Source organism: Rhizobium sp. P2_G2, from assembly GCF_056403555.1.
Map to the genome: position 1 here is coordinate 37218 of NZ_JBFUFF010000023.1, position 20022 is coordinate 57239.

The window sequence follows — 20022 nt, forward strand, 5'->3', positions numbered from 1 at the left end:
GCTTTCCATGGTTTTCCGACAAGAATCTGCGACAAAACAGAGGTCTAAGCGGATGAATTTTAGCCGGCCTTGTTGACGCGCATATACCAATCCACGAGCCGCCGGACCTGGCGCACAGTATAGCCGCGCTCCGCCATGCGCTCGACAAATTGGGCGTGCTGCTTTTCAGTGGCGCTATCTTTCTTCGAGCCGAAGCTGATGACCGGCAGAAGATCCTCGACCTGGCCGAACATCCGCTTCTCGATCACCTCCCTGAGCTTTTCGTAGCTGGTCCAGCCGGGGTTTCGGCCGTTGTTCTTGGCGCGGGCGCGCAACGTGAATTTTACCACCTCGTTGCGGAAGTCTTTCGGGTTGGCAATGCCGGCGGGCTTTTCGATCTGCGAGAGCTCGCTGTCGAGGACCTCGCGATTGAGGATCTGACCTGTATCGGGATCCTTGAAATCCTGATCTTCGAGCCATGCATCGGCATAGGCGATATAGCGATCGAACAGATTCTGGCCGTATTCGCTATAGGACTCGAGATAGGCCTTCTGGATCTCGTGGCCGATGAACTCGGCATAGCGGGACGCAAGTTCGGACCTGATGAAATCAAGATAGCCGGCTTCTATCTCCTTCGGAAACTGTTCGCGCCGAATTGCCCGTTCGAGAACATACATGAGATGCACCGGGTCGGCCGCGACCTCTTTGGTGTCGTAGTTGAACGTTTCCGATAGAACCTTGAAGGCGAAACGCGTACTGACGCCCGTCATGCCCTCATCGACACCAGCCGCATCGCGATATTCCTGCAGCGACTTCGCCTTGGGATCGGTGTCCTTGAGGTTCTCGCCATCATAGACCCGCATCTTGGTGAAGGTCGGGGAATTCTCATGCAGGGTGAGACGCGTGGCAACCGTGAAGCGGCTGAGGTTTTCCAGCACTTCAGGCGCGCAAGGGCTCTTGGAAAGCTCGCTCTCCCGCAGCAGTTTTTCGTAGATCAGACGTTCCTCTGTTACGCGCAAGCAATACGGGACTTTGACGACCAGGATACGATCGAGGAAAGCCTCGTTGTTCTTGTTGTGCTTGAACTGCAGCCATTCCGACTCGTTGGAATGGGCGAGCACTATGCCCTGGTAAGGGAATGAACCGAAATTCTCCGTGCCGTTATAGCTGCCTTCCTGGGTGGCCGTCAGCAACGGGTGCAGAACCTTGATCGGCGCCTTGAACATTTCGACAAATTCGAGAAGTCCCTGCGTCGTCCGGTTGAGGCCACCGCTAAACGAGTAAGCGTCGGGATCGGCCTGGCTGAAATTCTCCAACTGCCTGATGTCAACCTTGCCGACCAGAGCGGACACGTCCTGATTGTTCTCGTCGCCAGGCTCGGTCTTGGCGATGGCAATCTGGCGCAGACGCGACGGCATGAGCTTTACGACGCTGAACTTGGAAATATCACCGCCGATCTCGTCGAGACGTTTCGCGGCCCAGGGCGAAATCAGACCGGTGAGCCTTCGCCTGGCAATGCCATACTTGTCTTCCAGCAGGTCGGCCATTCGGTCGGGGTGGAAGAGGCCTAGCGGTGATTCGAAGACGGGGCTCACCTTGCCGTTGATGGCCAGCACGTAGATCGGCTGCTGCTCCATCAGCTTCTTCAGGCGTTCGGCCAGCGATGACTTGCCGCCACCGACCGGCCCGAGCAAATAGAGGATCTGCTTGCGCTCTTCGAGTCCCTGTGCCGCATAGCGGAAATAGCCCACCATCCGCTCGATCGTGTCTTCCATTCCATAGAAGTCTGCGAAACTCGGATAAATCTTTATGGTGCGGTTGCCGAAAATCCGCCCAAGGCGTTCGTCGGCACTGGTATCGATCAGTTGAGGCTCGCCTATGGCCTCGACCATTCGCTCCTGCGCCGTGGCATACATTCTTTTCGACTCGCGGCACGCAAGCAGATATTCCTGTAAACTCAGCGTCTCTTGCGCGCCACTCGTATATGTTTTGGAGAAGAGGTCAAAAACGTCGCTATCGCCCGGCCACATGGAATTCTCCTGCGGTTGCCTCTGCTAAGGTTCTGGTCATGCCAACCGCTACTTGATGAAACGCATTCCAGCCCAGTTTGTTCCGTACATGTTCCAACTTAGAGAGGCATGGCTTTCCACGCGCCGGCGCCGACCGAACACCGCGCCGCAACGATATCTTCAATTCTCCATGCCAAACTAATCAACCAGGTATTCACGCATCGGTCGGCGCGGTCCTGTCGTGCGCTCACAGCCAAAGCCCTCAGAGGCAGCATCATGACGAAGATGCGAGCGCTTTCTTACCAACTTCAACGCACAAACCGCACATCATGAAGCTAACAAAGAATGAATGATAATCTTGCATTATCGTTCGTTTTTGTCAATACATACGGAAAAGAAGTGATCAGGGAAAATCCGCGCGCCCAAGGGCACCGGAAGTCATCGGGTTTTGAGCCGTTGCCGAACAGAAGCGTATAGCTAGACAGGCTAGCTAGATTGGAGCAAGTGGATGGAATGGCAGCTACAGGACGCCAAGAACCAATTCTCAAAAGTGGTGCAGAAGGCGCGCCACGAGGGACCTCAGGTGGTTACCGTGCGCGGTGAGCGCACGGCCGTGGTTCTATCCGCCGATGACTACGATGCGCTGCTGGCCGGCCGGCCGACACTGGTCGACGATCTGCTCGGCGGTCCCGCTTGGGACGAGCCGTTCGCCGATGCGGTCGAGGCGCGCGCCAAGACCCCTCGCCACGACGTGAGCGTCTGATGTACCTCGTCGACACCAACATCATCTCGGAAGCGCGACGCGGCACGCCGCAGGCTGCGGCTTGGCTGCGCTCGGTCGACCCGCTCAGCATCTATTTGAGCGCACTGACCTTCGGCGAAATCATGCGCGGCATCGCCTCGCAACAGACGTCGGATCCGAAAGCGGTGGCTCACCTCACCGAATGGCTGCGCAAGCTGCGTCACGACCATGCAGACCGTATCCTGCCGGTGACGGACGAGATTGCCGTCGAATGGGGCCGCCTCAGTGCGATCCGGGCCTGTGGCGATATGAGCGGGCTCCTTGCTGCAACTGCCATTGTGCACGACCTGATCCTCGTCACCCGCAATGTCGGGGATTTCGAAGACACCGATGTATTTGTGATCAATCCTTGGGAGACACCGGCGTGAGCAACCCGATGTCCAGCGCGAAATTATCAGAAGCCGGTTTCTCCGATCGGGGTCATGGTGCAATCGGCACGGAGCCTGATGGCGCAACCCTCCCCTCCGCTGTCATGGACGCGACCGCGCTTTCGGCGCAGCTTGAGCGCCTCGCGGATCGGGCGCGCAGCTATGTCGAGGCCGCCAGTTCCACCAATACAAGGAAAGCCTATGCCTCCGACTGGAAGCATTTTGCCGGCTGGTGCCGCCGCCAGAATCTGTCCTCCCTCCCCCCGGATCCGCAGGTCGTCGGTCTCTACATCACGGCCCTCGCCTCCGGCAGCGCCTTCGGAACCRCCGGACATGGAACGCGAGGCATGACGGTGTCGACGATCGAGCGGCGGCTGTCGGCGATCAGCTGGAATTGTTCGCAGCGTGGCATGGCGCTCGACCGGAAAGATCGCGCCATTGCCACCGTGCTCGCCGGCATCCGCAACATCCACACCGCCCCGCCGCACCAGAAAGAAGCCATCCTGCCCGAAGACCTGATCGCCATGCTGGAGACACTGGATCGGGGGACCCTGCGCGGCCTGCGTGACCGCGCCATGCTGCTGCTCGGCTTTGCCGGCGGCCTCAGGCGTTCTGAAATCGTCGGGCTGGACCTTGGCCGCGATCAGACCGAGGATGGACGCGGCTGGATCGAGATCCTCGACAAGGGCATGGTTGCCACCCTGCGCGGCAAGACCGGCTGGCGCGAGGTCGAAATCGGTCGCGGCTCATCCAATGCGACCTGCCCCATCATCGCCGTCGAAACCTGGATCAGATTTGCCAGGATCGCCAGGGGCCCATTGTTCCGTCGCGTCCGCGGCCAAGGCAAGGATGTCGGTCCGGATCGCCTCAACGACCAGGAGGTTGCACGCTTGGTCAAAAAGGCAGCGCTTGCCGCCGGTGTACGCGGCGATCTCAGCGAGGGTGAGCGGGCCGAAAAATTCTCCGGCCACTCGTTGCGCGCCGGTCTGGCTTCTTCGGCCGAGGTCGACGAGCGCTATGTGCAGAAGCAGCTCGGCCATGCCAGTGCCGAAATGACCCGCAAATACCAGCGCCGGCGCGACCGCTTCAGGGTCAATCTGACCAAGGCGTCCGGGCTTTAAGGCACCCTCCCCCACGTGTCGGGTTAGAAACAAGCGGTGACTGACTTGACCTGTGATTCCGACGCGCCCTTATATGCTTTGTGAAGCCTGCAATTTGGCGCATGAAAGGATCCGGCCGTGAGTGTCAAAGACATCTTGAAAGCCACGAAAATTGACGAAGCATTTTCGAAAAGCGACCGCGATTCAATCCTCGGCGTCATCAAACAGGCCTACCAGGAATCGTCCATCGCACGACAGATGTTCGACCATTGGGTTAACGACGAAAAGCACGTGATCACATTCAAATATGTTGAAGGCGATTTCGAAGCTTTGCTCAATAAAGGCATCGTCAGGCTTGATTTGCGGGAGCTCGATGATGCGAGCTACATCGACAAGCACGGCAATGCGGTCCAGGACTTCCCGTTCACGGCGATCATCCATGAATTGGGCCACGCTCTCACCGGCCGCACCGACAACTGGACGCCCGCAGAGCCGGCCGGCGATAACCAGCTTTTCGCCAACACAATCTACAAGCAGGCCGGATACGTCCAACAGCTTGCCTATATGGCTTACGACGCCCATGGACAAATCATCGAGCGGGGCGTGCACTATACTGACGGCGCCAAGATAGACAGCGCCTGGGTGAAGAAATATCCGGATTTGCCCAACGATTACGACACCACCCATGGCGGCACATTCACCAAGCCATATCGAGACCTCGTTATCGGAAGTGCCGACCAGAACGTGCTCAAGACCGGCGGCGGCGGTGATTTTCTCTACGGCCTGGCGGGCGATGACAAGCTGGTCGGCGGAACAGGGGGCGATCGATTGAACGGCGGGGCCGGACACGACGCGCTGATCGGCGGCGCAGGTCTCGATTATGCAAGTTACAAACTCGCCACCAAGGGCGTGACCGCCGATATTTCCGATAGCTCGCAAAATACCCACGACGCTGCGGGTGACATCTTCAAGTCGATCGAAGGATTGATCGGTTCCAACTTCGCAGACAGGCTGCTCGGCGACAACCGGCACAACATGATCGAGGGGCGCGGCGGAAGCGATCGACTGGAAGGGTTTGGCGGCAACGACGATCTCGATGGCGGCAAGGGCGTGGACGATGCCTACTATCAATCCGACTTCGCTTCATACCATTTCGACAAATCCGCCGGCACAATCTCCAGCAAGGCCGAGGGCACGGATCACCTCACCAATGTCGAGTTCGCCGTGTTTTCCGACGGCACGCTCGACCTTGCGACCGGAAAATTCGAAAGCAATGCCGCGGAAGACCATGTGCATGCGGAACGGCTCACAGACGCACTGGCTTTAACGAGCGGTGCGGACTATCTTGTCTGATAATCTGCCCATCTTAGGGGCATCTCCCGGCGGCAACGCAGCGATACCAGAAGCGCCGAAATGACCTCCAGATATCAATCTTCCTCGTTGATCTCGCCAAGGGGTCCGGGCTTTAAGGCCCGTCCCCTACCAGTCACCCTCTCACATCTTTGAACCGTGTCGGGAGCGCTCTGCAATGCTGGAGAGATCGACTTTCTTACCGGCAACATCCGCGACGATTTTCAAAGTGCCGCCGAGGGATTCGACATAATCGCGAAGCGTTGAAAGTTTCATATCAGCGCGCTTCTCGAGTCTTGAGACGTTGGTCTGCTTAAAACCGGTTCCGGCGGAAACGTCTTCCTGCGTTCGCCCGGCGAGCACCCGCAGTTCACGCAAATTGTTAGCAATCACAAGCTCCTCAACGCGCTTGACAACTGCATACCGTTCATCGCCGGGGAGCGACTGTATCAGCCTATCGAGATCACCCATGTTTCTCCTCCAAGTCGACCAGATGCTTGTCGTATCGTTTGTCCAACATACGAGAACAAAACGATGAGGGCTCTCGACGACAGAATTATTTTGTACCATCGGCTCATGCCGCCGCTATGCTGCAAAAGCCATGACGCCAACCACGAGGTCCACGATGACGGGCGAATGCCCTACCCAACTGCAGGAACGGATGATCATCCGCGGTGACCACCTGGATGCCCGGTCCTTCGTGCCCTGGATCCAGCGCCACGCCGCAAAGCTCGGCCTCGTACAGAAAATCGCCCACACGAGCGCCAACCGAATCGAGATCGAATTGGCCGGAGCCGCTGAACTGATCGACATGATGGAAATGGGATGCTCGCTCGGGCCGATCGACGTCTGGGTCGAGACGATTGACCGCCTGTCGATCGATCCGGGAACCACCTAGCATTGCTCTCGCCTACGCCTTTCTACCCGAATTGCCGTTAATTTCATCAAGATTGCAATTGCGAAATAATTATGCAAACGTGCCCTGTCGAGCGTCCGGACGATCTCTTCAAGTTTACGTTTTCGCTCGATAAACATCGATATGAAGTACAGAAAGTAAGGTCATGCTGTCCGACCTGAGAGACTCCTGGATACCCGTCGCCCTTTCCCAGGATTTGCCGACAGCAACCGTCATGCCTGCGCTCACACCCGCTGGTCCTGCTGCCCTCTGGCGAAGCCGATCCGGGCAGGTGTCCGCCTCGGCGGATCGCTGTCCCCATCGTGGCATGCGTCTTTCCCACGGCTTCGTGCGCGGCGAAGTGTTGTCCTGCATCTATCACGGCTGGAGCTATTCGCAGGCCGGAACCTGTGTCCGTATTCCCGCCCATCCCGGCCTCACCCCGCCGGAGACGATTCGCGTCGTCACGCATAGGGTCGAAGAGGCCAGCGGGATCATATGGGTCGCCGTCGGCGAACCGAGTGCCGGACTACCACAGCTTGCTGGCCTCGCTCCTCTACGCTCTCTGACAGCTAAGGCCGGATTGGGGGCGATCGAAGCAGCGGCTGGCGCCACGGCAGGACCGGAGGGTCTCGTCTGGCAGTCATCTGACGCGCCGGCCATGCGCCTGCTGCTCGTGCCGCAGCGCGATGACGAAACACTGATCCACGTCCTGCTGGCGGAGGGTTCCAATTCGCCCGAACGCATTACCGCATCGCGGGCCATCGAAAGCCTGCGCCGCGCTGCCGAGGAATTTCAACGAAAGGAATCGCGACATGCCGCATGACGCGATGATCGATGAGTGGTATCCGGTCGGCCTCTATAGCCAACTCGACGCACAAGGACGCCGGACGGCGCTGATGGGCGAGCCGATCGACGTTGCGCTCGGCACCGACGGTCAGCCAAGAGTAACGGATGCAAGCGGCCAGGCGCTGCCTATCTGCGTCCGCTACGGCCATGTCTGGTCCTCGATCGGCAAGCCGAACAAGGAGCTATTCCCTATTCCCGAGGCGGACCAGCCCGGCCGCCGGCTGGTCGATGTCGGCGTGGTGCGCGTGCGCTGCTCGCCCTTGCGCGCCGTGGAGAATTTTCTCGACATCGCCCATTTCCCCTTTGTGCACACCGATATCCTCGGCGCCGAACCGCATACCGAAGTGCAGAACTACAAGGTGGAGATCCGGGACGATGTCGACGAGGTCTGGGCGACGCAGGTGAAATTCTATCAACCGCAGGCGGCCAAATCGGCCAGCGGCGGTATCACCACGGAATATATGTATCGCGTGCCGGCGCCGACCTGTTCGGTCCTCTACAAGACCTGCCCGCCCCGCCCCGGCGAATGGGACGTCATCACCCTGTTTGTCCAGCCGCTGGCCGAGGATTTGTGCGACGTCTGGCCGTGGATGGCGCTCTATGATGACGACACACCGATGACCGACCTCATTCATTTCCAGCAGACGATCTTCCTGCAGGATCGCTCGATCCTGGAGAACCAGATTCCGGCGCTGCTGCCGCTCGATCCCGGTATGGAAACACCGACCCGCGCCGACCAAACCTCGATCGCCTATCGCCGCTGGCTCAAACGCCACAATTATCTCTATGGCGCACAGCTGGTGGCACAATGAGGCTCTACGACTACATTCTCTCGCCGAGCTGCTACAAGGTGCGCCTGATGGCAGCCCTGAGCGGTGTTAAGCTCGATCTCCGGCCGGTGGATTTCCATCCCGGCCTGGAACATCGCGGCCCGGAACTGATGGCGCTCAATCCCGGCGGCTCGATCCCGATCCTTGAGGACGGCGACCTGATCCTCACCGAATCCTGCGCCATGCTCGTCTATGTCGCCGCCAAGGCCGCGCCGGAATGGCTGGGCAGCGGCGCGGCGGAAGAAGCGGCGCGCATCCAGCAATGGCTGTCGTTTTCGCACCGGCTGACCGCCAATCTCGGCGGCGCGCGCCTGCATGAAATGCTGCTCCGCCCAGGCAATATCGACACACTGCAGAGCCAGGGCATAGCGGCGTTGCGCGAACTGGAAGCCGGGCTTTTCGAGCAAAGCCAGCGCGGCATGCGCTTCCTCGCCTCCGATCGGCCGACGGTCGCCGATATCGCCTGCTTTCCTTATGTGGCGCTCGCGCCCGATGGCGGCGTGTCGCTCGATCCCTATCCGACGATCCGGCTCTGGTCGCGCGCGATCCGCAGCCTCGATCATTTCATTGAAATGCCCGGCATCCACCGGCTGCACGAGCTGAAGCCCGAGCCGCAGCTCGATCTGGAAGGGTCGTGACATGGCCGGCCACTTGCTCAGGAACTGCGCTGCGGTCATCGTCGACGATGGAACTGGCCCAAGCGTCCGCCGCAATGTCGACATCCTGACGAATGGTCCGGCAATCCAGGCCATTGGCGAAGGACTGCACAAGGGCGAATTGCCGGCCGGCACCACCGTGCAGGATGCCGATGGCTGGTTCGTCTATCCCGGCCTTATCAACACGCATCACCATTTCTTCCAGTGCTTCGTGCGCAATCGCGCCGATCTCGACTGGACCAAGTTGTCGGTGATCGAGTGGCTCGACCGCATCTATCCGATCTTCTCGCGGCTCAATGAGGACTGTTTCTATCATTCCTCGTTGACCGCCATGGCCGAGCTGATCAAGCATGGCTGCACCACCGCCTTCGACCATCAGTACAATTTTCCCCGCCATGCCGGTAAACGGCTGATCGACCGCCAATTCGAGGCCGCCGAACTGTTGGGCATGCGCTTCCATGCCGGCCGCGGCGGCAATACGCTGCCGAAATCCGAAGGCTCGACCATTCCGGACGAAATGCTGGAGACGACGGACGAGTTCATCGCCGACTGCGCGCGGCTGATCGACGGCTATCACGACGCCAGCCGCTTCAGCATGCGGCAGGTCGTGGTCGCGCCCTGCCAGCCGGTCAACTGCTACCGTGAGACCTTCGTGCAATCGGTTTCGCTGGCGCGGGACCGCGGCGTGCAGATGCATACCCATGTCGGCGAGGGCGAGAGCCCGGTCATCGCAGCCCGTCACGGCATGCGGACAGTAGATTATCTTGAGGAAATCGGCTTTGCCGGGCCGGACGCCTTCTATGCCCATTGCTGGGAATTGTCCCATGACGAGCTGCGCACCATGGCGGCACGCGGCAGCGGTGTCTCCCATTGCCCCGAACCGGTCTATCTGGTGGGCGCCGAGGTGACGGATATTCCCGCCATGTCGGCGCTCGGCCTGCGCATCGGGCTGGGCTGCGACGGTGCGGCCTCCAACGACAATTCCAATCTGATGCACTGCATCCATTCCGCCTATATGCTACAATGCCTGGTCGCCTCGACGCGTGCCCATCCTGTGCCCGAGCCGGCCGACTTTCTCGGCTATGCGACGACGGGCGGTGCCGCATTGCTCGGCCGCAACGACATCGGCCGGCTGGCGCCCGGCATGGCCGCCGATCTCTTCGCCATCGACACGCGGCGCATGGATTATGTCGGCACGCGGCATGATCCGCTCAGCCTGATTGCCAAGGTGGGCGTGGGAGCGCCGACCGACCTGACCATGATCAATGGCCGCGTGGTCTGGGAAAAGGGCGCCTTTCCCGCATTGGACGAAGCCAAGCTTGCCGCCGACGCAGAAACAGCGCTTGCCAAACTGGAATTCTAGCAACTCAAAACGAGGGGAACTGACATGCTCTACAATATGACCCGCAGAACACTGATGAAGGGCCTTGCCGCCACCGGCCTCGCCGGCGCTTTCGGCGGCCGCGTGGCCTTTGCTGCCGACGAGCCGCTCGGCATCACGCTCGTCGTGCCGTCGCCGATCGGCGATGTCGGCTGGGGCCATGCGCTCGCTGCCGGCCTCGACCCGGTCAAGGCGGCCTATGGCGACAAGGTGAAGGTCACCATTCTCGAAAATATCGCCGAAGGCCCGGATGCCGACCGGATTATGAACAAGACCGTTGCCGACGGCAACAAGTTCCTGATCGCCGGCTCTTTCGGCTACCAGAACGGCGCCTTGCAGCTCGCCCGCCGCGATCCGAGCGTCACCGTGCTGCATGCTTCGGGCTTCCAGGTGGCGCCGAATTTCTCGCCGTTTGCGGCAAAATATTTCCAGGGCACCTATCTGCTCGGCATGGCGGCGGCGAAGCTTTCCAAGACCGGCAAGCTCGGCTCGGTCTCGGCTTTCGCCATTCCCGAACTCATCACCTCGATCAACGCCTTCACACTCGGCGCCCAGGCGGTGAAGCCCGATATCGAAGTGTCGGTCGTCTGGGTGAATTCCTGGTTCGATCCGGCCAAGGAGCAGGAAGCCGCCAAGGCGCTGATCGCGCAGAACTGCGACGTGATCTTCTCCAATGCCCAGGATACGCCCTCGGTCATTTCGGCCTGCGAAGAGGCCGGCATCTACGTCTTCAACCTCAATTCATCGATGACGAAATATGCGCCCAAGACCTATCTCGGCTGCGTCGAAACGGATTGGTCGCCTTTCTTCAAGGCATCGGTCGATGCCCACATCGCCGGCACGTTCAAGGGCGCCAACACCTTCCTCGGCGTCGCCGACAAGGTGGTCAAGGTCGTCGACTGGAGCAAGGATATCCCGGCCGACACGATGACCAAGATCAAGGATGTGGAAGCCAAGATCGCCGCCGGCAGCTTCTCGCCCTTCACCGGACCGATCACCAAGGCAGACGGCAGCGAAGCTGTCGCCACCGGCAAGACCATGACCGATCCGGAAATCGTCGCAATGGATTGGCATGTCAAGGGTGTCACCACGCCGCTGCCGAAGTAAGCCATGGCCCCGCCCCTTCTGTCGCTCCGCGGCATTTCGAAAAGCTACGGACAGATCCAGGCCAATCGCGAGATCGACCTGGATGTGGCGCCGCAGTCGATCCATGCGGTCCTCGGAGAGAACGGGGCGGGCAAATCGACGCTGATGAAGCTGATTTATGGCGTCGAGCAGCCGGACGACGGAACCGTCGTCTGGCAGGGCGAGCCTTTGAGCCTCGCCTCCCCCGCGGAGGCGCGGCGCAATGGCATCGGCATGGTTTTCCAGCACTTCTCGCTGTTCGAGACCTTGACCGTCGTCGAGAATATCCAGCTGGTCGTGCCGGGCCGCAAGGCCGATCTCATGCAACGCATCCGCAAGCTCGGCCAGGATTTCGGTCTTGAGGTCGACCCGCTTGCGCATGTGCATGTGCTTTCCGTCGGCGAGCGGCAGAGGGTGGAGATCATCCGCTGCCTGATGACCGATCCGAAGCTGCTCATCCTCGACGAGCCGACATCGGTTCTGCCGCCGCAGGCGGTGGAGAAGCTGTTCGAGACGCTCAGGCGACTGCGTGACCGCGGCGTCTCCATTCTGTTCATCTCGCACAAGCTCGAGGAAATCCGCGCGATCTGCGACCATGCCACCATTTTGCGTGGCGGCCGCGTCACCGGCAATGTCGACCCGCGCGACCATGATGCACATGATCTTGCGAAGCTGATGATCGGCCGCGACATGCCGGAGCCGATGCCGGCGCTGCCGCATTCCGGCGGCGAAAAGCGGCTGGAGATCATCGGCCTCGACCATCGGCGCGACGACCCGTTTGCCGTATCGCTCTCCGATGTCAGCTTGACGGTGCGTGCCGGCGAAATCCTCGGTATTGCCGGCATTTCGGGCAACGGCCAGAGCGAGCTCGCAGCGTTGATCTCCGGCGAAACCATGCTGCCGCGGGACCAGCGCGACCGGATCCTGATGATGGGCAAGGATGTGGGGACGCTGGATGCGGCGGCCCGCCGAAAACTCGGATTTGCCTTCGTTCCCGAGGATCGGCTGGGACGCGGCGCCGTGCCGGAAATGTCGCTCGTCCTCAACAGTCTTTTGACCGCCCACCCGCTCGGTCTCCTCAGGCACGGGCTGGTCAACAAGACAAAGGCAACGGCATTTGCCACGGATTGTATCCGGCAATACGACGTCCGCACCCCCGGCCCGAACGCCGAGGCCGGCGCGCTGTCCGGCGGCAATCTGCAAAAATTCATCGTCGGCCGTGAGATCATGCTCTCGCCAAAACTGCTGTTCGTGGCGCAGCCGACCTGGGGCGTCGACATCGGCGCGGCATCTGCCATTCGCCGTCGGCTTGTGGCGCTGCGCAACGAGGGCATGGCGATCCTGGTGATTTCCGAAGAACTCGAGGAGCTTTTCGAGCTCTGCGACGCCATTCAAGTGCTCTATCACGGCAGGCTCAGCCCGCCGCTGGTCACCCGCGACACCCGCCCCGAAGAAATCGGCCGGTACATGATCGGGGCGCATATCTCACCGGAGAAAGTCCCCGCATGAGCGTTTCCGCCGCGACCTTCCTTCCCGCACTTGTTCGCCGGGAGCATGCCTCGCTGACCGCGGCGCTCGTGGCGCCGCCAGCGGCGCTCGTGATAGCCCTCATCCTCAATCTCGTGCTTTACACACTGATGGGCCGCGATCCCGTGGCTGTCACATATGCCATGCTCATCGAGCCGTTCTTCTCCTGGGCGTCGTTTTCCGAGGTCCTGCTGAAGATGGGGCCAATGCTGCTGATCGCGCAGGGATTGGCGATCGGATTTCGCGCCAAGGTGTTCAATATCGGCGCGGAGGGCCAGTTCATCCTCGGCGCCATCTTCGCCTCGGCCATTCCGATATGGTTTCCGCAGGCGACGGGGCAGTGGATCTGGCCGCTGATGCTCATTCTCGGCGCTGTCGGCGGCGTGCTCTGGGCGTCGATCACCGCCTTCTGGCGGGTCAGGCTCAATGCCAACGAAATCCTCGTCTCGCTGATGCTGAGCCTGGTGGCGGCACAGCTGCTCAACTACCTGCTGCTCGGCCCCTGGAAGGATCCGGCCGGCTTCAATTTCCCGCAATCGGTGATGTTCCAGTATGATGCGATGGTGCCCATCCTGATCCCCGGCACGCGCGTCAACGTTTCTCTGCTGATCACATTCGCGCTCTCCTTTGCCGCCTGGCTCTTCATGCAGAAAAGCTTTACCGGCTATAAGCTGCAGGTTGGCGGCCTAGCGCCACGCGCGGCCGGCTATACCGGCTTCAGCCAAGGCCGCGCGATCTGGCTGTCGCTGTTGATTGGCGGTTTCGCGGCCGGCCTCGCTGGTGCTGCCGAGGTCGCCGGACCGCTCGGGCAGCTGCAGCGCTCGATCTCCACCGGCTACGGCTATTCGGCGATCATCGTTGCCTATCTCGGCGGCCTGCATCCGATCGGCATCATCTTCTCGGCGCTGATCATGGCGGCCCTTTCCATCGGCGGCGACAATGCCATGGTGTCGGCAAACCTGCCGATCGCGGCCGTACGCGTGTTCCAAGGCAGCTTGCTGCTCGCCTATCTCGTCGCCATCGCCTTCGTGCGCTATCGCCTCGAATGGCGCCACGCCGCCCACCGGAGCAGATCATGAACGCCATCGAGTTCATCCTTGCCGGCATGCTCGCGGCGGCGACGCCTTTTCTGCTCGCCGCCCTCGGGGAACTGGTGGTCGAGCGCGCCGGGGTCCTCAATCTCGGCGTCGAAGGCCTGATGGCTTTCGGTGCGTCGCTTGCCTTCATCATAGTCTATCACGGCGGCGGACACATCCTGGCTTTCATCGCCGCCGGCATCGGAGGCGCCCTGCTCGCTTTGGTCTTTGCCCTGGTGGCACTCGGCTTCCGGGCCAACCAGGTGGCGACGGGCCTTGCGATCAGCATTCTCGGCCAGGGGCTGTCGGCGCTGTTCGGCAAGAGCTACGAGGCGCTGACGGTCAAGGGGATTGCCAAGCTCGCCATTCCCGGCCTCTCAGGAATCCCGGTGATCGGCAAGCTGTTCGTCCAGGACGCAGTCGTCTGGCTTTCGCTGGCCGCGACGCTGGCGATCTGGGCAACGTTTGCCTATTCCAAGCTGGGCCTCGTCATCCGCGCCATCGGCGAGAACCCAAAGGCCGCACATGCCATCGGCTACCCGGTCATCGCCGTCCGCGTCGCCGCCGTCGCCTTTGGCGGCTTGATGGCAGGTTTTGCCGGCGCCTATGCCTCCGTGGTCTATACGCCGCTCTGGGCGGACGGCATGATTGCCGGCCGCGGCTGGATCGCTATCGCCTTGGTCGTCTTCGGCACCTGGCTCACCGGCCGCATCTTTCTCGGCGCCTGTCTCTTCGGGGCCGTATCGCTGATGGGCCTCGCCGCCCAGGCGACCGGACTGGATCTTCCGTCACAATTGCTGTCGAGCCTGCCTTACCTCGTCACGATCATCGTGCTCGGCATCATTTCAGCCGACCGCCGCCTGCTGAAGCTGAATGGCGTCGCCTCCCTCGGCGAACCCTTCGAGCGGTCGTGAGGGCGGGCCAGCACATCGTTGAAGAAACAGGCATAGAGTAAACCGCGGAGCGCTCCGGGCGTGTCTCCGAAGCCGTCGCACGCAAATGCGCGGCCGGTAACAGGGCGCCTACGAATCCCTTCAACTGCCGGCATTGGAAACGACAGGGGCTGTCAGGCACCACTCGAGGCGATGACCGGCGGCACCGAATGCAATCGTTGCGCTCCAATTCCGCGCCTTGTCCCGGAGCCTCAGAAATAAATCCGGCCTCTATCCCAAATGGGACACTCCCCGAGGAGCCGAAACCTGTAGGCCTTTTCCCGAACCGGGATTGTTCCGGCTGTTGGCAGTCCTGAGCCGCAACCAACTCTTGCTCGCGCTCAGGAAAATAGCGAGGTTTCAATGACTTTTACCAATGCGATCACCACGCGATCGGCTGTCTTCGCCATCGACAATTCCGACGAAGCATGGACTTTGGCCGATGGGCCGGAAATCGACAGCGATACACTCACCCTGGAGCACGTCTCCAAGGCGGACCTGCACGCGTCAGATTTTGTTTTCTGATCCAGATTCATGCCGGACAGCCCTGTCTTATCGCCCATCCGAAACCGCTCCTCGCTTGGCGAGGGGTCCTGAACCGGCCGGGCAACAGCAAGTCTCCTCGGCCAACCCGAAAACAACGACGGCTCACGCATGACCACGAAAGACATCACCGGCGACAATGCCGGTCAAATGACGGCTGACGCTTCCGATACGGCCTGGCATCTGGTCAAGGGGGCGACGATCACCGCGACCCAGTACGGCTTTTTCGAAGATGTCGTATTTGCGCGCAATGCCTATCGCATCGACGGAGGCATCGAAACCACCTTGCTGTCCGGCATAGGGATCCAGTCTTATGGCGACGATGTCGAAGTCAACATCGGCAGAACCGGCACAATATCGGGAGGCACGGGACTGGACCTTCGGGGTGACGGGGCCTTTGGCCTCGGTCTCGTCATCCATGCGGGAACCGATCATCTCACCCTTGAGCACGTCTCCAAGGCGGATCTGCACGCCTCGGATTTCATTTTCTGATCGAGGCAATCCGCAAGGCCAACGGAGAGTTCGTCTATGCGGATGCGCTTGATTTGCGCCTTTCACTTCCCCTGGAAGTCGATCTGTTGCCGGACGGACATCGAATACCACCAGCGCTTAGAATAACTCGCCACCCAAGGAACCGAAGCCATGTCATCGAATGCGACCGGAAGCGACGAAACGCTGGTCAATATCTACACCACCGGCAATCAATACGGTCCCTCGACCACCGCGCTTGCCGATGGTGGCTGGCTGGTCACATGGTATGGCGAAGGCACGGAAGACAATGATGGCGTCTACCAGCAGCGCTATGGCGCGGGCGGTGCGACAGTGGGGGCTGAGACGCTGGTCAACACCTATGTCACCGGCAATCAACACGGTCCCTCGACCACTGCGCTCGCCGATGGCGGCTGGCTGGTGACCTGGTACGGCGAAGGCGTGGAAGACGCGGCTGGCGTCTATCAGCAGCGCTATGGCGCGAACGGCGCGACAGTCGGAACGGAGACGCTGGTCAACGGCTACGTCACCGGCAATCAAGCCTCTCCCTCGACCACCGCGCTTGCCGATGGCGGTTGGCTGGTCACATGGACCGGCGAGGGCGCGGCAGACGCCTTTGGCGTCTACCAGCAGCGCTATGGTGCGGATGGCAAGGCAATCGGGACGGAGACGCTGGTCAACACCTATGTCACCGGCAATCAAGACTATTCCTCGACCACCGCGCTTGCCGATGGCGGCTGGGTCGTCACTTGGTATGGCGAAGGAACAGGCGATAGCCAAGGGGTTTATCAGCGGCGCTACAGCGCCAATGGCAATACGGTGGGATCTGAGACACTGATCAACGCCTACACCACCGGTGGCCAGGTTTATCCTTCAACCGTCGCGCTTGCCGACGGCGGCTGGCTGGTCACTTGGCATGGCGAGGGTACGGAAGATAGCGGCGGCCTCTACCAGCAGCGCTACAGCGCCGATGGCAACATGGTTGGATCTGAGACGCTGATCAATACCTATACCACCAATTTCCAAGTCTATCCCACGGTGACGGCCCTCGCCGATGGCGGCTGGTTGGTTACATGGTGTGGCGAAGGAGCCGGAGACCTGCTTGGCATCTACCAGCAGCGTTATGCTGAGGATGGCGCGACGGTAGGATCCGAGACACTGGTCAACGCCTATACCACGGGCAATCAACTCATTCCCGTAACCACTGCGCTTGCCGATGGCGGTTGGGTGGTCGCATGGTATGGCGAAGAGACTGGAGACGCCACTGGCATCTACCAGCGGCATTTTGCAGCTGATATCGATAGCTCGAACCATGCCGACAAGCTCGCCGGCACCGGCTGGGACGAATATCTGATCGGCTATGGCGGCAATGACCGGCTCGACGGCAAAGGCGGTGATGATGTGCTGATCGGCGGCTTCGGCGACGACACCTACATTGTCAATTCCAAGGGCGATGATGTTCAGGAGTTCGCTGTGCAGGGCACGGACACAGTGCTTGCCTCAATCCGCTATACGCTTGGCGGAGCCGTAGAAAATCTGATGCTGACCGGCAAGGCCAATATCGATGCCACCGGCAATGCGCTTGCCAATCATATCACCGGCAATTCAGGCAACAACGTCCTCAAGGGGCTCGCGGGTGCGGATATCATCACCGGCGGCAAGGGCGCCGACAAACTCTATGGCGGGGTGGACGCCGACCATTTCATTTTCATGACCGGCGACGGCGCCGACACCATCAAGGACTTCGATGCCAACGGCTCGGATCACGACGTCATCGATCTCGGCCATGTCAAAGGGCTCGCGGATTTCGCCGATCTCAAAGCGCATCACATCGAGCAGGCCGGATCAGCGGTGGTGATCGATTTTTCCGCACATGACTCGATCACGCTGGAGGGCGTGAAGATCAATCATCTGAGCGCCGCCGATTTCACATTCTGAAGATCGAAGCGGCGGTCGATGCCATGGCCATCGGTTGCGGCACAGGTGGAGATGGTGGTGTGAATGAAGAATTTCCGTTCCACGCCAGACGTAAAGCTTGCAGGAGCGCTTTGTACGGTGAGGACAAGTCTCCCCATGCCGGCTTTCATCGGCGACATGGGACTGGCAGCCGAAGCCGTGTTGAACCGAAGGCGCGTCCTGCAAAAGGTGGATGGGATCAGGAATGTTTGGGCGCAGCTACGGGCAAATTGCATTTCTGGCGCTGCTGGTCCTCTTGCCGTTTGCCTGCTTTGCCCTGTCCTTCCGAATACAGGATGAACAATGGCAGTATGACCATCCCGGACGTGGACACTATTATCTCGTTTTTGCCGCCGCGGTTCTGTTTGTAAGTATCGGCATGCTGTTCCACATTTTGAGGGAAAACGCCCGGCTCATTTTTGGGATGCTGGAAATCATCTTCTCGGTCATTTTCTTCCGCTCTGCCATCACAAATGCCGACAACATCCTCCGGGCACTGGCATCGAACAACTTCAGCTTCGCGTCGGACTTGGTCGTCATTCTGGCATTGCTCGCCGCAGCCGTTTATGTCTTCCTCAGTGGGTTTGGCAATGTCGGGCGAGGCGTTTTGGGGAACCCTCGGCTGGAGAAAGCGTGGCGTTGGTTCAGCCTGAAAGTGTGATCCCCTCGGACTGTTGTCGCGACGGTGCCTGTCAGCAGCGATACAATTCGGATGGCGGCAGCGCCTGTCCGGCAAAGGACGGCTGATGTAGATCTTTTTCCGCGCCAACCAGTCTTTCCCATCCACCAACCTGCATCCTTGCGAGCGCCGATGAACCACATGCGTATTCTTCATGCATTTTTCCTTATCCTCGCAACAGCGCAAAGCTGTTACGCCTTGGAAGCTTCGACTTACCAAGGTCGTCTTGGCGATTTGCCTGTTATCGTCGAATTGACGGAGGCGGGTCCGGATGGCGCGTTTGTGGGGCGCTATGCCTATATTGCCAAAGGCGTCGACATTCCCTTGCATGGCGTCCGGAGCAAGACCGGAATGACGCTTGAAGAAGAGCGGCCATGCACACCGGCGCTGTGCAGGAAAAGTGACGGGAAAACCGTCGAGCACGCACCGATCGGTGCGGACTGGACGTTGACGGCGGAGGCTCACGCGGCCCGGCTATCCGGCATCTGGCATGACCGGGAAAGCGGCAGGTCGCTGCATATCACACTTGCTCGTGTGGCCAGCCGCGATCTCGGTGATGCCAGTAGCACCGATCTGGATGCACTCGATCCGCTCAAGGTTTTTGATATCGGCCTTCCCGGCGTCTTGACGGCCGGCGACCTGCCCGATGATTTTCTGAAAATGCACTATCCGTTCGAGAAGGGCGAAGAGACCGTAGCAGACCGGGGCCGATTTAGGATGGATAAGGATCCGCGGGTCGGGCTCTCCTATCCAACGATTGTCAGCCTGGGCGGCGCGGACGTCGCACCCGTCAACGCCTATTTGTTGCAACAACGGCTGAAATGGGAATACTTCGGTTTTGATTGTCTCCAGAAGGCATATCTCGGCTACGGCTGGAGCGAAGACCTTGACGGCCAGACGAACGGTTATGATGGCAATGACAGTGTCAGCATCGCATATCTCACACCGCGTTTGCTCGGTCTTTGGGAGGATGGCAGCTACTTTTGCGGCGGCGCGTATCCGGAAAACTTCTCGCATTATCTGCTCGCGGATGTGAGGACCGGCGAGGCTCTCGCCCCCGAAGCCCTGCTCAAGGGCTGGCTGGTCAAGAATGAAGATGACACCGTTGTCGACCCCGCCACGGTCGACGATCAATCAGGCCTGCGATATGAACCGAGTGAGGACCTCATCAAATTCGTTGTCAGCAAGCGTGAGAGATTCGATGCAGCAACAGAGACCGATTGCGGCTTCGACGACCTCGTGCGCAGCAATCTCGGCGTCTATTTTACCGAGGACAGTCTGGTTTTCACCCTGAAAACGCTGCCGCACGCGATTTTTGCCTGTACTGAAGTTCTTCTGACGGTTCCGCTCAAGCAGGCGCGCCCGCTGCTGACCGATGCCGGTGCCGGCTATTTTGAGATGTTTGATCGTTGATGCCGTTGTCGGGTGAAATGAAACGCCGGCGACAACATCTTCACGAATGAGGGACCTGTGACC

The 20022-nt window shown here is 60.2% G+C and carries 20 protein-coding genes; 18 read left to right on the forward strand and 2 right to left on the reverse strand.

Annotated features, from left to right (window positions below; all coding sequences use genetic code 11):
* Nucleotides 1–59 precede the first annotated feature (59 nt).
* Nucleotides 60–2009, reverse strand: a complete 1950-nt coding sequence (locus AC1D06_RS18025; protein WP_477881616.1) for a PrkA family serine protein kinase — start codon at nucleotides 2007–2009, stop codon at nucleotides 60–62.
* 487 nt (nucleotides 2010–2496) lie between these two features.
* Between AC1D06_RS18025 and AC1D06_RS18030 the strand changes: the two genes are divergently transcribed.
* The 4 genes from AC1D06_RS18030 to AC1D06_RS18045 all read left to right on the forward strand — a co-directional run bounded on the left by AC1D06_RS18030 (nucleotide 2497) and on the right by AC1D06_RS18045 (nucleotide 5611).
* Nucleotides 2497–2751, forward strand: coding sequence for a type II toxin-antitoxin system Phd/YefM family antitoxin (locus AC1D06_RS18030; protein WP_477881618.1), 255 nt, complete (start codon nucleotides 2497–2499; stop codon nucleotides 2749–2751).
* On the forward strand, nucleotides 2751–3158 hold the full coding sequence (locus tag AC1D06_RS18035; RefSeq protein WP_477881620.1) for a PIN domain-containing protein: 408 nt from the start codon (nucleotides 2751–2753) through the stop codon (nucleotides 3156–3158). Before AC1D06_RS18030 ends, AC1D06_RS18035 begins: the two co-directional genes overlap by 1 nt.
* Nucleotides 3155–4279, forward strand: a complete 1125-nt coding sequence (locus AC1D06_RS18040) for a site-specific integrase (RefSeq protein WP_477987309.1) — start codon at nucleotides 3155–3157, stop codon at nucleotides 4277–4279. The genes AC1D06_RS18035 and AC1D06_RS18040 overlap by 4 nt, the downstream gene beginning before the upstream one ends.
* Before the next feature lie 117 nt (nucleotides 4280–4396).
* Complete coding sequence (locus AC1D06_RS18045) at nucleotides 4397–5611, forward strand: calcium-binding protein (RefSeq protein WP_477987310.1); 1215 nt, start codon at nucleotides 4397–4399, stop codon at nucleotides 5609–5611.
* A 141-nt stretch (nucleotides 5612–5752) separates the two neighbouring features.
* On the opposite strand, the gene AC1D06_RS18050 is transcribed toward AC1D06_RS18045, so the two are convergent.
* A complete protein-coding gene (locus tag AC1D06_RS18050) occupies nucleotides 5753–6079 on the reverse strand; it encodes a helix-turn-helix domain-containing protein (RefSeq protein WP_477881626.1) in 327 nt (108 codons plus the stop codon).
* 154 nt (nucleotides 6080–6233) lie between these two features.
* Between AC1D06_RS18050 and AC1D06_RS18055 the strand changes: the two genes are divergently transcribed.
* The 14 genes from AC1D06_RS18055 to AC1D06_RS18120 all read left to right on the forward strand — a co-directional run bounded on the left by AC1D06_RS18055 (nucleotide 6234) and on the right by AC1D06_RS18120 (nucleotide 19959).
* Nucleotides 6234–6506 carry an acylphosphatase gene (locus tag AC1D06_RS18055; protein WP_477881628.1) on the forward strand — a complete coding sequence of 91 codons (273 nt, stop codon included), beginning with the start codon at nucleotides 6234–6236 and terminating at the stop codon, nucleotides 6504–6506.
* A 163-nt stretch (nucleotides 6507–6669) separates the two neighbouring features.
* The gene (locus AC1D06_RS18060) at nucleotides 6670–7329 is read left to right on the forward strand and encodes a Rieske 2Fe-2S domain-containing protein (protein ID WP_477881630.1); all 660 of its coding nucleotides are present in this window, start codon (nucleotides 6670–6672) and stop codon (nucleotides 7327–7329) included.
* The gene (locus AC1D06_RS18065; protein WP_477881631.1) at nucleotides 7319–8164 is read left to right on the forward strand and encodes an aromatic ring-hydroxylating dioxygenase subunit alpha; all 846 of its coding nucleotides are present in this window, start codon (nucleotides 7319–7321) and stop codon (nucleotides 8162–8164) included. The genes AC1D06_RS18060 and AC1D06_RS18065 overlap by 11 nt, the downstream gene beginning before the upstream one ends.
* Complete coding sequence (locus AC1D06_RS18070; RefSeq protein WP_477987311.1) at nucleotides 8161–8820, forward strand: glutathione S-transferase family protein; 660 nt, start codon at nucleotides 8161–8163, stop codon at nucleotides 8818–8820. Before AC1D06_RS18065 ends, AC1D06_RS18070 begins: the two co-directional genes overlap by 4 nt.
* A gap of 1 nt (nucleotide 8821) precedes the next feature.
* On the forward strand, nucleotides 8822–10201 hold the full coding sequence (locus AC1D06_RS18075; protein ID WP_477987314.1) for an amidohydrolase: 1380 nt from the start codon (nucleotides 8822–8824) through the stop codon (nucleotides 10199–10201).
* 24 nt (nucleotides 10202–10225) lie between these two features.
* Nucleotides 10226–11326: a BMP family ABC transporter substrate-binding protein gene (locus tag AC1D06_RS18080; protein WP_477881637.1), complete on the forward strand. Its 1101-nt coding sequence runs from the start codon at nucleotides 10226–10228 to the stop codon at nucleotides 11324–11326.
* A 3-nt stretch (nucleotides 11327–11329) separates the two neighbouring features.
* Entirely contained in the window at nucleotides 11330–12853 is a 1524-nt protein-coding gene (locus tag AC1D06_RS18085; RefSeq protein ID WP_477881639.1) for an ABC transporter ATP-binding protein, read from the forward strand.
* Nucleotides 12850–13950, forward strand: coding sequence for an ABC transporter permease (locus AC1D06_RS18090; RefSeq protein WP_477987315.1), 1101 nt, complete (start codon nucleotides 12850–12852; stop codon nucleotides 13948–13950). Before AC1D06_RS18085 ends, AC1D06_RS18090 begins: the two co-directional genes overlap by 4 nt.
* Nucleotides 13947–14861 (forward strand): ABC transporter permease, encoded by a 915-nt coding sequence (locus AC1D06_RS18095; protein WP_477881643.1) that lies wholly within the window; start codon nucleotides 13947–13949, stop codon nucleotides 14859–14861. Before AC1D06_RS18090 ends, AC1D06_RS18095 begins: the two co-directional genes overlap by 4 nt.
* 381 nt (nucleotides 14862–15242) lie before the next feature.
* A complete protein-coding gene (locus tag AC1D06_RS18100) occupies nucleotides 15243–15404 on the forward strand; it encodes a hypothetical protein (RefSeq protein WP_477987316.1) in 162 nt (53 codons plus the stop codon).
* Between the two features lie 129 nt (nucleotides 15405–15533).
* The gene (locus AC1D06_RS18105) at nucleotides 15534–15914 is read left to right on the forward strand and encodes a hypothetical protein (protein ID WP_477987318.1); all 381 of its coding nucleotides are present in this window, start codon (nucleotides 15534–15536) and stop codon (nucleotides 15912–15914) included.
* Nucleotides 15915–16064: 150 nt separating this feature from the next.
* Nucleotides 16065–17849 (forward strand): calcium-binding protein, encoded by a 1785-nt coding sequence (locus AC1D06_RS18110; RefSeq protein ID WP_477987320.1) that lies wholly within the window; start codon nucleotides 16065–16067, stop codon nucleotides 17847–17849.
* 223 nt (nucleotides 17850–18072) lie between these two features.
* Complete coding sequence (locus tag AC1D06_RS18115; protein WP_477987321.1) at nucleotides 18073–18528, forward strand: hypothetical protein; 456 nt, start codon at nucleotides 18073–18075, stop codon at nucleotides 18526–18528.
* A gap of 159 nt (nucleotides 18529–18687) precedes the next feature.
* Complete coding sequence (locus AC1D06_RS18120) at nucleotides 18688–19959, forward strand: hypothetical protein (protein ID WP_477987322.1); 1272 nt, start codon at nucleotides 18688–18690, stop codon at nucleotides 19957–19959.
* The last annotated feature ends 63 nt before the right edge of the window (nucleotides 19960–20022 follow it).